The 12,655-nt window shown below is 72.6% G+C and carries 12 protein-coding genes; 5 read left to right on the forward strand and 7 right to left on the reverse strand.

From position 1 onward, the window contains the following. Positions 1 to 53: 53 nt before the first annotated feature. From QSK00_RS09630 to mptB, 7 genes are all read right to left on the reverse strand, one after another. Positions 54 to 227, reverse strand: coding sequence for an IS110 family transposase (locus QSK00_RS09630; RefSeq protein WP_285589985.1), 174 nt, complete (start codon positions 225 to 227; stop codon positions 54 to 56). Between the two features lie 292 nt (positions 228 to 519). Next, positions 520 to 1,395, reverse strand: coding sequence for a type IV toxin-antitoxin system AbiEi family antitoxin (locus QSK00_RS09635; protein ID WP_285589987.1), 876 nt, complete (start codon positions 1,393 to 1,395; stop codon positions 520 to 522). Positions 1,396 to 1,568: 173 nt separating this feature from the next. Next, positions 1,569 to 2,531, reverse strand: a complete 963-nt coding sequence (locus QSK00_RS09640; protein ID WP_285589988.1) for a quinone oxidoreductase family protein — start codon at positions 2,529 to 2,531, stop codon at positions 1,569 to 1,571. Between the two features lie 10 nt (positions 2,532 to 2,541). Next, entirely contained in the window at positions 2,542 to 3,465 is a 924-nt protein-coding gene (locus tag QSK00_RS09645; RefSeq protein ID WP_502872032.1) for a COX15/CtaA family protein, read from the reverse strand. Positions 3,466 to 3,528: 63 nt separating this feature from the next. After that, complete coding sequence (locus QSK00_RS09650) at positions 3,529 to 4,308, reverse strand: ABC transporter permease (protein WP_285589993.1); 780 nt, start codon at positions 4,306 to 4,308, stop codon at positions 3,529 to 3,531. Next, positions 4,305 to 5,267 carry an ABC transporter ATP-binding protein gene (locus QSK00_RS09655; RefSeq protein WP_285589995.1) on the reverse strand — a complete coding sequence of 321 codons (963 nt, stop codon included), beginning with the start codon at positions 5,265 to 5,267 and terminating at the stop codon, positions 4,305 to 4,307. The genes QSK00_RS09650 and QSK00_RS09655 overlap by 4 nt, the downstream gene beginning before the upstream one ends. Positions 5,268 to 5,277: 10 nt before the next feature. After that, positions 5,278 to 6,861, reverse strand: a complete 1,584-nt coding sequence (gene mptB, locus QSK00_RS09660; RefSeq protein WP_285589997.1) for a polyprenol phosphomannose-dependent alpha 1,6 mannosyltransferase MptB — start codon at positions 6,859 to 6,861, stop codon at positions 5,278 to 5,280. Between the two features lie 199 nt (positions 6,862 to 7,060). Between mptB and QSK00_RS09665 the strand changes: the two genes are divergently transcribed. From QSK00_RS09665 to QSK00_RS09685, 5 genes are all read left to right on the forward strand, one after another. Next, positions 7,061 to 7,819 carry a helix-turn-helix transcriptional regulator gene (locus QSK00_RS09665; RefSeq protein WP_285589999.1) on the forward strand — a complete coding sequence of 253 codons (759 nt, stop codon included), beginning with the start codon at positions 7,061 to 7,063 and terminating at the stop codon, positions 7,817 to 7,819. Next, the gene (gene sufB / locus QSK00_RS09670) at positions 7,816 to 9,249 is read left to right on the forward strand and encodes a Fe-S cluster assembly protein SufB (protein ID WP_285590001.1); all 1,434 of its coding nucleotides are present in this window, start codon (positions 7,816 to 7,818) and stop codon (positions 9,247 to 9,249) included. The genes QSK00_RS09665 and sufB overlap by 4 nt, the downstream gene beginning before the upstream one ends. A gap of 89 nt (positions 9,250 to 9,338) precedes the next feature. Beyond that, the gene (gene sufD / locus QSK00_RS09675; protein ID WP_285590612.1) at positions 9,339 to 10,538 is read left to right on the forward strand and encodes a Fe-S cluster assembly protein SufD; all 1,200 of its coding nucleotides are present in this window, start codon (positions 9,339 to 9,341) and stop codon (positions 10,536 to 10,538) included. 31 nt (positions 10,539 to 10,569) lie between these two features. Continuing rightward, on the forward strand, positions 10,570 to 11,340 hold the full coding sequence (gene sufC, locus QSK00_RS09680) for a Fe-S cluster assembly ATPase SufC (RefSeq protein ID WP_285590003.1): 771 nt from the start codon (positions 10,570 to 10,572) through the stop codon (positions 11,338 to 11,340). Next, entirely contained in the window at positions 11,337 to 12,644 is a 1,308-nt protein-coding gene (locus tag QSK00_RS09685) for a cysteine desulfurase (protein ID WP_285590005.1), read from the forward strand. The genes sufC and QSK00_RS09685 overlap by 4 nt, the downstream gene beginning before the upstream one ends. Positions 12,645 to 12,655: the final 11 nt, after the last annotated feature.

Here is a 12,655-nt window from a genome sequence, read left to right on the forward strand (position 1 = left end):
CGCAGCCTCACGGGAGGGGGTCAACATTCCCGGTACCCGCGCGGGGTCAGATTTCACGAACCGACGACAGCGAGTTGCTGGCCTTCGCGCTCAGCCCAGGCCAACAACTCCAGGTGCCCGGCATCGGTCGCCTGCACCCGACGCTGCGCGCGGCGGACTCCGAGTTGATCGACCACGACCGCGGTGTGGGTGTCCTTGTGGACATCGACTCCGACCATCAGGACCATCGAGGGGTCTCCTGCTCCTAGCCTGCGGGGGACAACAGGCCGGGCCGGTCGGCGGACACACCTCAGTGGGGGCGCTGCCACGCTCCTATCAAGTCACGCCGGCCGGCCCTGGCCGCCGGTGCCCGGCACAGCTCGCGCTGGCCCCTTCCCGGAGCAGTCACACCAAGAGCCAGAGCACCGACGACCAGGATCCCGACCACCGCCACCGGCGGCACCACCGACCCTGACACTGAGGTTCACATCAGGCAGGCGTGGGGCGCCCGGTCCCTGCCTCACGTCACCCTCGCGGTGGTCACACCAGGCACCCGCGCAGCGCGAGCGTCTTGAGCAAACGCCGGACGAAGGTCAGCGGGAGGCGCAGGTCGTCCGCCGTGCACGGGACGACGATCCAGCCGCACGAGGCGAGTTCGGCCAGGCGGGACTGGTCGCGCCGCCACTGCTGCTGGTCCTCCCGGTGCCCGTCGCCCTGGTACTCCGCGGCGACCTTGAACTCCTCCCAGCCGAAGTCCACCCGGGCGACGAACAGGTCCTGCGCGTCGTGGACCTCGAGCTGCAGCCTCGGTCTCGGGACGTCGAACCGTGCCATCACGAGACGCATCACCGTCTCCGGTCGCGAGCCGGCCCTCGGGTCCGACGCCTCGACCGCGGGTCCCACCCGTCGTGCGCCTCGTGCACCGGCAGGGCGCTCCAACAGACGCTCGGGGTCGAACTTCCCGACCCGTGCCAGCGCATCGAGCGCCACGACTCCGTCCGTGAACCCGAGCCGACGCACGAGGTCCCACGCCGTGCGCTCCGGCGTCGTCACGAGGAGGCCGCCCCGCTGCTCGACGTCCCCCTCCGCCAGGACGTCACGACGGATCGTGAGACCGGGCCGTGGTCGGACACTTCGTCGACCGACCACCAGGTCGACCGGCGCCATCGTGGGTGCGATCGCGGCACCGTGCACCTCGGCGGCCGCGTACCCGCCGACCACGGGCGGGTCGCCCCGCACGTAGAGCACGGCCTCCCGGGCGCGTCCGACGAGGTCGTCGCGGGGCGCCGCCCGACCGGCCGCCACCCTGACGTTCGGGAACAGGCGGGTCGTCGCCGGTCCGGCGAGGCGGCCGCGGGTGATGTCTCCTGCTGCGAGGGCCTCGTTCGCACGGAACGGCCCGGTGATGTCCTCCACACCTGCTTGGAGTGCGCGGACGCGCGCACGGTTCCACCCCCTTCGCGAGGTGCACACCACGCAGCCTTCGGACGCCCGGACCATGCCTCACGTGACCCTCGCGGAGGTGGAGGGAGTCGGAGGGAGTCGGAGGGGCCGGCGGACGCGGTGGGAACGAGGCGGAGGAGGCGCCCCTACGGGACCAGCAGCAGCTTCCCCGTCGTGGTGCGGCCCTCGAGTTCCCGGTGCGCGTCCGCCGCGGCGTGGAGGGGGTACCGGCCCCCGACCCGCACCGACAACGACCCGTCCGCCACCGCGCCGTACACCGACGCCGCGCGGGAACGCAGCTCCGACGTCGTCCGCACGTGCCAGCCCAGCGAGGGGCGGGTCAGGTACACCGAGCCCGCCGTGTTCAGCCGCTGCGGGTCCACGGGAGGCACGGGACCGGAGGCGGCACCGTAGAGGGCGAGCACGCCCCGCACCCGCAGCGACGCCAGCGATCCGTCGAACGTGGTCGCGCCGACCCCGTCGTACACGGCCGCCACCCCCGCTCCGGACGTCAGCGACCGCACGTCGTCCGCGAACGATCCGTACCCCACCACGTGCGCGGCCCCGGCGTCGCGCGCCAGCGAGGCCTTCTCCGCGGTCGACGTCGTCGCGATCACCGTGGCCCCGAGCGCCGACGCCATCTGGCAGAGCAGCAGCCCCATCCCGCCCGCGCCCGCGTGGACCAGCACGACGTCGCCGGGCTGCACGGCGTACGTGTCGTGCAGCAGGTAGTGCGCGGTCAGGCCCTGCAGCAGCGCGGCCGCGGCGACGTCGACCGGCACGCCGGTCGGGACCGGCACACAGCGCGCCGCCGGGATCGCCGCGACCTCGGCGTAGGCCCCCGGCCCGTCGCAGAACGCCACGGTGTCGCCGACCGCGAGGTCGGTCACCGCCGAGCCGACCGAGCGCACCGTGCCGGCGCCCTCGAGCCCCGGCACCGTGGGCAGCGTCGCCGGGTAGAGCCCGCCGCGCAGGTAGGTGTCGATGTAGTTGACCCCGGCCGCGGTCAGGTCGACCAGGACGTCCTCGGCGCCCACGTCGGGCTCGGGCACCTCGGCCGGGACCAGGACCTCGGGCCCGCCGTGGGCCTCCACGCGAACGGCTCGCACGGAGGTCAATCTAGGCCTGCGCCGCCACCATGGCCCGCGGTGAGCCCGACGACGGGTCCGCGAGCGCCGGTCGCGTCGTCCCGGCCCACAGCCAGGCCGTGGCCGCGACGACGAGCATCGAGCCCAGGACGTGCAGCGCCACGAGCACCTCGGGCACCCCGATGGCGTACTGGATGCCGCCGAGCAGGCCCTGTGCCAGCGTCACCACGACCAGCACCCGGAACCGCACGAGCACGGATCGCGGGGCGGCCACGGCGTGGAGCAGGAAGCCGAGCCCGACCAGCAGGCCGAGGAAGGCGAACAGCACGTGGGCGTGCGCCATCGCGAGGTCGGCGACGGAGAAGGCGGTCAGCCGGGGCGTGGCCGGATCCCCCGCGTGCGGTCCGGCCGCGGTGACCAGCGTGCCGAGCACCACCAGGACGAACAGCACCCCGGCGCTCACCCCGACCAGCCCGCGCACCGCCCGAGGCACCACCGTCTCGCGCCGTTCGCCGTCGTCCGGAAGCGCCCACGCGTCGCGCGCCAGCAGCACCGCGAGCCACACGAGCGGCACGGACACGATGAAGTGCGGCGCCACGGTGTACCAGGCCAGCCCGGTCAGCACCGTGATCCCGCCGAGGACCGCCTGTGCCACGACACCGAGCGGCATGGTGCAGGCCAGCAGCACCAGCCGGCGCCGACGCGTGCGGACGAACAGGGCCGCGATCACGCACGCCCCCGTCACGAGCACGAGCGCGATGCCGAGGAGACGGTTGCCGAACTCGATCCACTGGTGCAGCACCGCCACCTCGGCGTGCGCGACCGGGACCATGCTGCCGGGGAAGCACTGCGGCCAGGTCGGGCAGCCGAGCCCGGACCCGGTGACGCGCACGGCGGCGCCGGTCACCGCGATCCCGCCCTGACCGACCACGGCCGCGACCGCGAGCCCTCGCATCAGCGCCGGAGGAGTTCTCACGGGTTCAGCCTACGACAAGGCGTAGTTAATCCCACGCGAGCGTCAGTCCCACTTCAGCGTGCGGCCCGCCACGAGCCCCGCGGCGACGCCCCACACGACCAGCACCACCACGTGTGCGAGGCCCGGGGTACCGCCGAGCAGCACGTCCCGCAGTCCCTCGGCGAGCGCCCCGCTGGGCAGCAGCTCCACGAGCGCGCCCAGGGGGCCGGGCAGCTGGTCGGCAGGCACCACGATGCCGCCGACGAAGAGCAGCACGAACCAGACGACGTTGGCGATCACCAGCACGAGGTCGGCGCGCACCGACCCGCCGAGCAGCAGCCCGCACGCGCCGAACGCGCCGGCCCCGAGGACGACCAGCAGCAGCGCCCAGCCGAGCGACCCGGCGTCGGGACGCCAGCCCAGCGCGAGCGCGACCCCACCGAGCACGACCACCTGGATGACGACGACGGCGGCCATGCCCCCGAGCCGCCCGGTCACGACGAGCCATCGCGGGATGGCCGTCGCGGCCAGCCTCCGCATGAGCCCGTACCGCCGGTCGAAGCCGAGCGCGATCGCCTGCGACGTGAAGCCGGTCGACATCATCGCGAGCGCCAGCACCGTGCCGAGCGCGGCGTTCACCCGCGGCTCCGGCAGCTCGACGAGCCCCTGCAGCAGGGTCAGGCCGACGAGCAGCGCGAGCGGGATGACGAGCGTGAGCAGCAGCTGCTCGGAGTGCCGCAGCGCGAGCAACGTCTCGGTGCGTGTGTGCACGACGAGCATCCGGCCGCGCGAGCCGGACCCGGGGTCGGGGGCGAAGGTCCCGGCGTCGAAGGTGGCGCTCACGAGCGCAGCTCCCGTCCGGTGAGGTCGAGGAAGACGTCCTCGAGGCTGCGGCGACCGACGCGGACGTCGTCGGCGAGCACGCCCTGCCGGGCACACCAGGCGGTGACGGCCGCGAGCACCTGCGGGTCGATGCGCCCCGACACCGTGTAGTGCCCGGGCGGACCCTCCTTGGACAGGTAGCCCTCGGGCAGGACGCCCTCGAGCAGGGTCAGGTCCATGCCGGGCGGCGCGCGGAAGCGCATCGTGTCCTCGGCGCCGGAGGTGGTCAGCTCGTCGGGGGAGCCCGCGGCGACGACCCGGCCGTGGTCGACGATCACGACGTCGTCGGCCAGCGCCTCGGCCTCCTGCATGAAATGGGTGGTGAGCAGCACCGCGACGCCGTCGGCGCGCAGCGCGCGGACCAGGTCCCAGACGAGGTGGCGGCCCTGCGGATCCAGACTCGAGGTCGGCTCGTCGAGGAAGACGAGCTCCGGGCGCCCGACGATCGCGCAGGCCAGGCTGAGCCGCTGCTGCTGGCCGCCGGAGAGCCGCTTGTAGGGCAGCCTGGCGCAGGAGTCGAGGCCGAGGGTCTCGATCAGCCAGCCGGTGTCGAGGGGGTGCGCGGAGCACGCGGCGACGAGGTCGAGCATCTCGCGCACGCGCACCATCGGGTACGCCCCGCCGCCCTGCGGCATCACGCCGATGCGCGCGCGCAGGGCCTCCGGAGCGCCCGCCGGGTCCTGCCCGAGGACCCGCACCGACCCCGCCGTCCGGGACCGGAAGCCCTCGCAGACCTCGACGGTGGTGGTCTTGCCGGCACCGTTGGGCCCGAGCAGGGCGAGCACCCGCCCGGGCCGGAGATCCAGGTCGAGTCCGTCGACCGCCGTCGTCGTGCCGTAGCGCACGACGAGGTCGCGCACCTCGACGGCCGGATCCCCGGAGACGGAGCGCAGCGGAGCTCGACCCTCGGAACCGGTCACGAGGCCCAGCCTAGGTCTCCGTCCGCGGCGGGACCCGCGGGGTGTTCCCCCGCGCCGCGAGCAGCGGCACGATCGCGACCAGCAGTGCGGCCGTGATCGCCATCGGCAGCTGGTAGGCGCGGAAGGTGAAGTCGTTGCCGGTGGGCGGCACGAGCAGCGACACGGCCGCGCAGATCGCCACCGCACAGCCGCGGATGCGCGGGGTGGTCACCGAGCAGGCCAGCGGCACCATCAGCCACAGCAGGTACCAGGGGTGCAGCACGGGCCCGGCGAGGAACACCGCTCCGAACCCGTAGGCCACGCCCGCCACCGGGTGCAGCCGCCCGCGCAGCACCATGAGGACGAGCAGCACGCAGACCAGCGCGGCCACGCCGAGGCCGGCGGAACGCGTGAGCGAGAGCACCGCGTCGGTGTGGTCGCCGAGGCCGAGCCAGATGCCGATCTGGCCGCCCAGCACCCCGAGGTCGGTGGTGACCGACAGCCACGAGCGCAGCAGGTTCGGCACCGAGAGCGCCGTGATCCAGCCGAAGCCCAGCCCGGAGCCGACCGACACGGCCACCACGACGGCGAGCCCGGTCCCGGCCACCGCCGCGCCCCAGCGCAGCAGCGCGATCACCCCGTCCCGCCCGCAAGGGTCCTTCCCCGCCGCGAGACAGCGCTCGCGGGCGAGGTGGGCCCCGAGGAACGCGAGCGCGAGGATCGCGGGGATCTTCCCGGAGGCGCCGAGTCCGATGAGCAGCGCGCCGACGAACCAGGAGTAGCGGAAGCCGATCTCCAGGCCGAACAGGACGACGCCCATCATGATCGCGTCGTTGTGGATGCCGGAGACGAGGTGGAAGAGCACCAGCGGGCTGACCGCGAGCCAGAGGGCCGCGATGGGTTCGACCCCGGCGCGGCGGGCCAGGTGCGGCGCCGCCCAGATGACGAGGCCGAGCCCGATCAGCGCCAGGATCCGGTGCAGGTAGACGCCGAGCACGATGTTCTCGCCCGCGACCGCGGTGACGAGGCGCCCGAAGGTCAGGAAGCCGGGACCGTAGGGCGAGGGCGTCGTCCGCCAGATCGTCGGGATGGAGGAGACCAGCGGGTCGTCGAGCCCCAGCGCCTGGGCGGCTCCGAAGACGTAGGGGTCGAAGCCCCGCGAGACGACCTCGGCCTGCGAGAGGTAGCCGTAGACGTCGGTGGAGAAGAGCGGGGGAGCGACGGCCAGCGGCGCGCACCACATCACGAGGATGCGGGAGAGCTGACGCACCGTGAGACGCACGCGCCCGGGCCACGCCAGGCGTCCCAGCCAGAGCCAGGCGAGCACGAGCATGCCCATCCCGACGTAGGCCATCGCGAGCGACACCGTCGGCAGCCGGCCGGGCAGCCCGAGGACCCGCATCCCGAGCAGCGGGTTGTACGCCGAGGCCGGGGTCGCCCCGCATCCGAGCGCGCCGATCGCCATCAGCAGCGCCCCGGTGAACCCGAAGCGACGGCAGAACCGGAGCCGGCGTCGTTCGTCCGGCGTGGCGGGCGCCAGCAGCTTCGCCGCGGCGGAGCTCCGACCCGACGACGGATCGGTCCCGGAGGGAGCCGTCGGGGCCGTCGCGGTCACCCCGGGAACGATACCGAGCGCCTTCCCGACGCCGGGTCGGACCCGGTCGGGTGCCCGGGTGCGCCGTCCGCCGTCGTGACCCGCGCCACCCGCCCGTGCCCGGCTTTGCCGCCCCGGCAGATATAGGCAAGACTGGTGTTGCCAAAAGCGACGGGCGATGTGTCATGATCGACCGGAGTCGAACGAACGGAGGTGGGAGATGACCGTGCAGGACGCACACGCCGAGCACGCGCGCTCCGCCGCCGACGGGCGCACGCGGGACGCGGTGGTCCGCCTCCTCCTCGAGCGCGGCCCCACCACCGCGGCCACGCTCGCCGACCAGTTGCACCTCTCGGGTCCCGGGGTCCGGCGCCACCTCGACGCACTGTGCGCCGAGGGCACCGTCTCCACCCGGGAGGCCCCGGCGTCCGGCAAGCGGGGCCGCCCGGCCCGGCAGTTCCTGCTCACCACCAGCGGGCGCACCCGCGCCGGCCGCGGTGAGCACGGTCCGGCCGACCTCGCGGTGGCGGCACTGCGCCGCCTCGGCGCTGCTGCCGGCGACGAGGCGGTCCGGGCGTTCGCCCGCGACCGCGCGCTGGCCATGGTCGGCGCGCACCGCGAGCACATCGAGTCCGGCGCCGACCGGGCCGACAGGGCGCAGCGGCTGGCCGGGGCGCTCACCGCCGAGGGCTACGCGGCCTCCAGCCGCAGCGCCACCACGCGCGGCGCGGGCGAGCAGCTGTGCCAGCACCACTGCCCGGTCGCGGACGTCGCGGCCGAGTTCCCCCAGCTCTGCGAGGCGGAGGCCGAGGTCTTCGCCGAGGTGCTGGGGACCCACGTACAACGGCTCGCCACCATCGCCCGGGGCGACGCCGCGTGCACCACCCACGTGCCGGCCCAGCGGGCCGACACCACCGCACGATCCTCCGCCGTCACCACCGGCGGAGCACCCGAGGACCAGGGAAGGCAGGTCGTATGACCACCGCTCCGGAGAAGGAGACGCTGACCCAGGAGGAGACCATTGCCTCCCTGGGCAGCTACCAGTTCGGCTGGCACGACAGCGACAGCGCCGGGGCGAGCGCCCAGCGCGGTCTGAGCGAGGCCGTCGTCCGCGACATCTCGGGCAAGAAGAACGAGCCGGACTGGATGCTGCAGCTCCGCCTCAAGGCGCTGGGCATGTTCGACAAGAAGCCGATGCCGAACTGGGGCTCCGACCTGTCGGGCATCCACTTCGACAACATCAAGTACTTCGTGCGTTCCACGGAGAAGCAGGCGGCCACCTGGGACGACCTGCCCGCCGACATCAAGAACACCTACGACAAGCTGGGCATCCCCGAGGCCGAGAAGGCCCGCCTGGTGTCCGGTGTCGCGGCGCAGTACGAGTCCGAGGTCGTCTACCACCAGATCCGCGAGGACCTGGAGCAGCAGGGTGTCATCTTCATGGACACCGACACCGGGCTGCGCGAGCACCCGGAGCTGTTCGAGGAGTACTTCGGGTCGGTCATCCCGGCCGGCGACAACAAGTTCTCCGCGCTGAACTCGGCGGTCTGGTCCGGCGGCTCGTTCATCTACGTGCCGAAGGGTGTCCACGTCGACATCCCGCTGCAGGCCTACTTCCGGATCAACACCGAGAACATGGGCCAGTTCGAGCGGACGCTGATCATCGTCGACGAGGACGCCTACGTCCACTACGTCGAGGGCTGCACGGCGCCGATCTACTCGTCCGACTCGCTGCACTCCGCGGTCGTCGAGATCGTCGTGAAGAAGGGCGGCCGCTGCCGCTACACGACCATCCAGAACTGGTCGAACAACGTCTACAACCTCGTCACCAAGCGCGCCAAGGCCGAAGAGGGCGCGACGATGGAGTGGGTCGACGGCAACATCGGCTCCAAGGTGACGATGAAGTACCCGGCCGTCTGGCTGATGGGCCCGCACGCCAAGGGCGAGGTGCTCTCGGTCGCCTTCTCCGGCGAGGGCCAGCACCAGGACGCCGGCGCCAAGATGGTGCACCTCGCGCCGCACACGTCGTCGACGATCATCTCGAAGTCGGTGGCCCGGGGCGGTGGCCGCACCTCGTACCGCGGCCTGGTGCGGGTGAACAAGGGGGCGCACCACTCGCGGTCGACGGTGAAGTGCGACGCGTTGCTGGTCGACACGATCAGCCGCTCGGACACCTATCCCTACGTCGACGTCCGCGAGGACGACGTGACCATGGGCCACGAGGCGACCGTCTCGAAGGTCAGCGAGGACCAGCTCTTCTACCTGATGTCCCGCGGCCTCACCGAGGACGAGGCCATGGCGATGATCGTGCGCGGGTTCGTCGAGCCCATCGCGCGCGAGCTCCCCATGGAGTACGCGCTCGAGCTCAACCGCCTGATCGAGCTGCAGATGGAAGGAGCGGTGGGCTAGTGACCCCGCCCCAGAACGAGCCCGCGGCGCAGGTCGGCGGGGGCGTCATCAGCGCCCCCGCCGACTCGGCCGAGGAGTACGACCCCGGCATCGCGGCCGCGTCGCCCCCGGCGTCGCGGCCCGGGTCGCCGGCGCTCGCGCCGTGGGAGGAACGTTTCACCTCCTACGACGTCGAGGCCTTCGAGGTCCCGCGGGGGCGCGAGGAGCAGTGGCGCTTCACGCCGCTGCGGCGTCTGCACGGCCTGCACGACGGCTCGGCGACCGCCGACGGCGAGGTCGAGTTCACCGTGCGCTCCGGCTTCGGTGACTCGGCCTCCGACGACCTCGGTGGCGTCCGCGTCGAGCACGCCGAGCGCGGCGACGCCCGCCTCGGCGACGGTGGCGTGCCCGCCGACCGCGTCGCGGCCCAGGCCTGGTCCTCCTTCACGACGGCGACGGTGGTCACCGTCGCCCAGGCCCGCTCCGACGACGAGCCGCTGACCGTCCAGGTCGAGGGACCCGGCGTCGGGAAGACCGCCTTCGCACACCTGCAGATCCGCCTCGAGCGGCACGCCGAGGCCGTCGTCGTGGTCGACCACCGCGGCTCCGGCACCGTCGCGGCGAACACCGAGCTCGTCGTCGCCGACGGCGCGAAGCTCGAGATCGTCGAGGTGCACGACTGGGCGGACGACGCCGTGTTCGTCGGCGCCCAGCACCTCTCGGTCGGGCGCGACGCGACGATCCGGTACACCTCGGTGACCCTGGGCGGCGACCTCGTCCGGCTCTCCCCGGTGGTCAACTACCGGGCGACGGGCGGCGACGTCCAGCTCGACGGGCTGTACTTCGCCGACGGCGGCCAGCACCTCGAGCACCGGCTGCTCGTCGACCACTCCGTGCCGAGCTGCCGCTCGAACGTGATGTACAAGGGCGCGCTGCAGGGGGCCGACGGCGACACGGCCGCGCACACGGTCTGGATCGGCGACGTGCTGATCCGCAAGGAGGCCGAGGCGACCGAGACCTTCGAGCTCAACCGCAACCTCCTGCTCACCGACAACGCCCGCGCCGATTCGGTGCCCAACCTCGAGATCGAGACGGGCGAGATCGTCAGCGCCGGCCACGCGAGCGCGACCGGCCGCTTCGACGACGAGCAGCTGTTCTACCTGATGGCGCGCGGGATCCCCGAGGAGCAGGCGCGGCGCCTCGTCGTGCGCGGGTTCTTCGGCGAGGTCATCCACAAGATCCGCGTGCCCGCGCTCCGCGACCGGCTCGAGGCGGCCATCGAGGCCGAGCTCGAGGTCGTCGGCGCCTGACCACCACCACCCGCGTTCCGAAAGAGGATTGATGTCCACCCTCGAGATCCGCGACCTGCACGTCGAGGTCGAGACCGAGTCCGGCCCCAAGGAGATCCTCCGCGGTGTCGACCTGACGGTGAGCTCGAACGAGACCCACGCGATCATGGGTCCGAACGGCTCCGGGAAGTCGACGCTCGCGTACTCCATCGCGGGTCACCCGAAGTACACCGTGACGCAGGGCGAGGTCCTGCTCGACGGCGAGAACGTCCTCGAGATGGCCGTCGACGAGCGGGCCCGCGCCGGCCTGTTCCTCGCCATGCAGTACCCCGTCGAGGTGCCCGGCGTCTCGATGTCGAACTTCCTGCGCTCCGCCGCCACCGCCGTCCGCGGCGAGGCGCCGAAGGTGCGCCACTGGGTCAAGGAAGTGAAGTCGGCGATGACCGACCTCGAGATCGACCCGACGTTCGCCGAGCGCAGCGTCAACGAGGGCTTCTCCGGTGGCGAGAAGAAGCGCCACGAGGTGCTGCAGCTCTCGCTGCTCAAGCCGAAGTTCGCGGTGCTCGACGAGACCGACTCCGGCCTCGACGTCGACGCGCTGCGCATCGTGTCGAAGGGCGTGAACGACTACAAGGCGCAGTCCGACGTGGGCGTCCTGCTTATCACGCACTACACCCGCATCCTGCGCTACATCTCGCCCGACCGCGTGCACGTGTTCGTGAACGGCCGCGTCGCCGAGTCCGGCGGGCCCGAGCTCGCCGACGAGCTCGAGGCGAACGGCTACGAGCGCTTCACCAGCGCCAAGGAGGAGCAGCCGGCATGACCTCCCTCGCATCCGTCCCCACCACGACGGGTGCGACCCTGGATGTCGAGAAGATCCGCGCGGACTTCCCCATCCTGAGCCGCACCGTCCGGGACGGGAAGCCGCTGATCTACCTGGACTCGGGCGCCACCTCGCAGCGCCCGCGCCAGGTCCTCGACGCCGAGCGCCACTTCCTGGAGACCTCGAACGCCGCGGTCCACCGCGGTGCGCACGCGCTCTCCGAGGAGGCCACCGACGCCTACGAGTCCGCCCGCGAGCGCATCGCGGGGTTCATCGGGGCGGACTACGGCGAGATCGTGTTCACCAAGAACGCGACCGAGGCGCTCAACCTCGTGGCCTACGGGATGTCGAACGCGCTGACGAGCGACGACCCGAAGGCGGCGCGGTTCCGCGTGGGTCCCGGTGACGAGGTGGTCGTCACCGAGATGGAGCACCACGCCAACCTCGTGCCGTGGCAGGAGTTCTGCCGCCGTACCGGGGCGACCCTGCGCTGGTTCGGTGTGACCTCCGACGGGCGGCTCGACCTCGACCCGTCGGTGATCACCGAGCGGACCAAGATCGTGGCGTTCACCCACCAGTCGAACGTGCTCGGCACGGTGACCCCGGTGGAGCAGATCGTGGCGATGGCGAAGGCGGTCGGGGCGTACACCGTCCTGGACGCCTGCCAGTCGGTGCCGCACGCCCCGATCGACGTCCACGCGCTGGGGGTCGACTTCGCCGCGTTCTCCGGGCACAAGATGCTCGGACCCTCGGGGATCGGTGTGCTCTACGGGCGGCGCGAGCTGCTCGAGGCGCTCCCGCCGTTCCTCACGGGCGGATCGATGATCGAGCTGGTCCGCATGGAGGGCTCGACCTACGCCGCCCCGCCGGCCCGGTTCGAGGCCGGCGTGCCGATGACCTCGCAGGCCGTCGGGCTCGGCGCGGCCGTGGACTACCTGAACGCCCTGGGCATGGAGAACGTCCACGCCCACGAGAACACGCTGACGGCCGCGGCGCTCGAGGGCCTGGCGGCCATCGACGGCGTGACGATCATCGGCCCGCGCACCACCGAGTCGCGTGGGGGAGCGGTGTCGTTCGAGATCGACGGCGTGCACCCGCACGACGCGTCACAGGTGCTCGACGACTCCGGCATCGCCGTCCGCGTCGGCCACCACTGCGCGTGGCCGCTGCACCGGGCGTTCGGTGTGCAGAGCTCGATCCGCGCGAGCTTCTACGTCTACAACACCCTCGACGAGGTGCAGGCGCTGCTCGACGGCGTCCGTCGGGCCCAGGACTTTTTCGCCCACGGCGGCGTTTCCCTCTAGGAGGAGGTCAC

It is taken from the genome of Actinomycetospora sp. NBRC 106378 (assembly GCF_030269685.1).
In the GTDB taxonomy this organism is placed as follows: Bacteria; Actinomycetota; Actinomycetes; order Mycobacteriales; family Pseudonocardiaceae; genus Actinomycetospora.

Bases quoted from the DNA above. Each gene is read 5' to 3' on its own strand.
- QSK00_RS09630 (WP_285589985.1), bottom strand. From the start codon at position 227: ATGGTCCTGATGGTCGGAGTCGATGTCCACAAGGACACCCACACCGCG.
- QSK00_RS09645 (WP_502872032.1), bottom strand. From the start codon at position 3,465: ATGCGAGGGCTCGCGGTCGCGGCCGTGGTCGGTCAGGGCGGGATCGCG.
- QSK00_RS09665 (WP_285589999.1), top strand. From the start codon at position 7,061: ATGACCGTGCAGGACGCACACGCCGAGCACGCGCGCTCCGCCGCCGAC.
- sufB (WP_285590001.1), top strand. From the start codon at position 7,816: ATGACCACCGCTCCGGAGAAGGAGACGCTGACCCAGGAGGAGACCATT.
- sufC (WP_285590003.1), top strand. From the start codon at position 10,570: ATGTCCACCCTCGAGATCCGCGACCTGCACGTCGAGGTCGAGACCGAG.
- QSK00_RS09685 (WP_285590005.1), top strand. From the start codon at position 11,337: ATGACCTCCCTCGCATCCGTCCCCACCACGACGGGTGCGACCCTGGAT.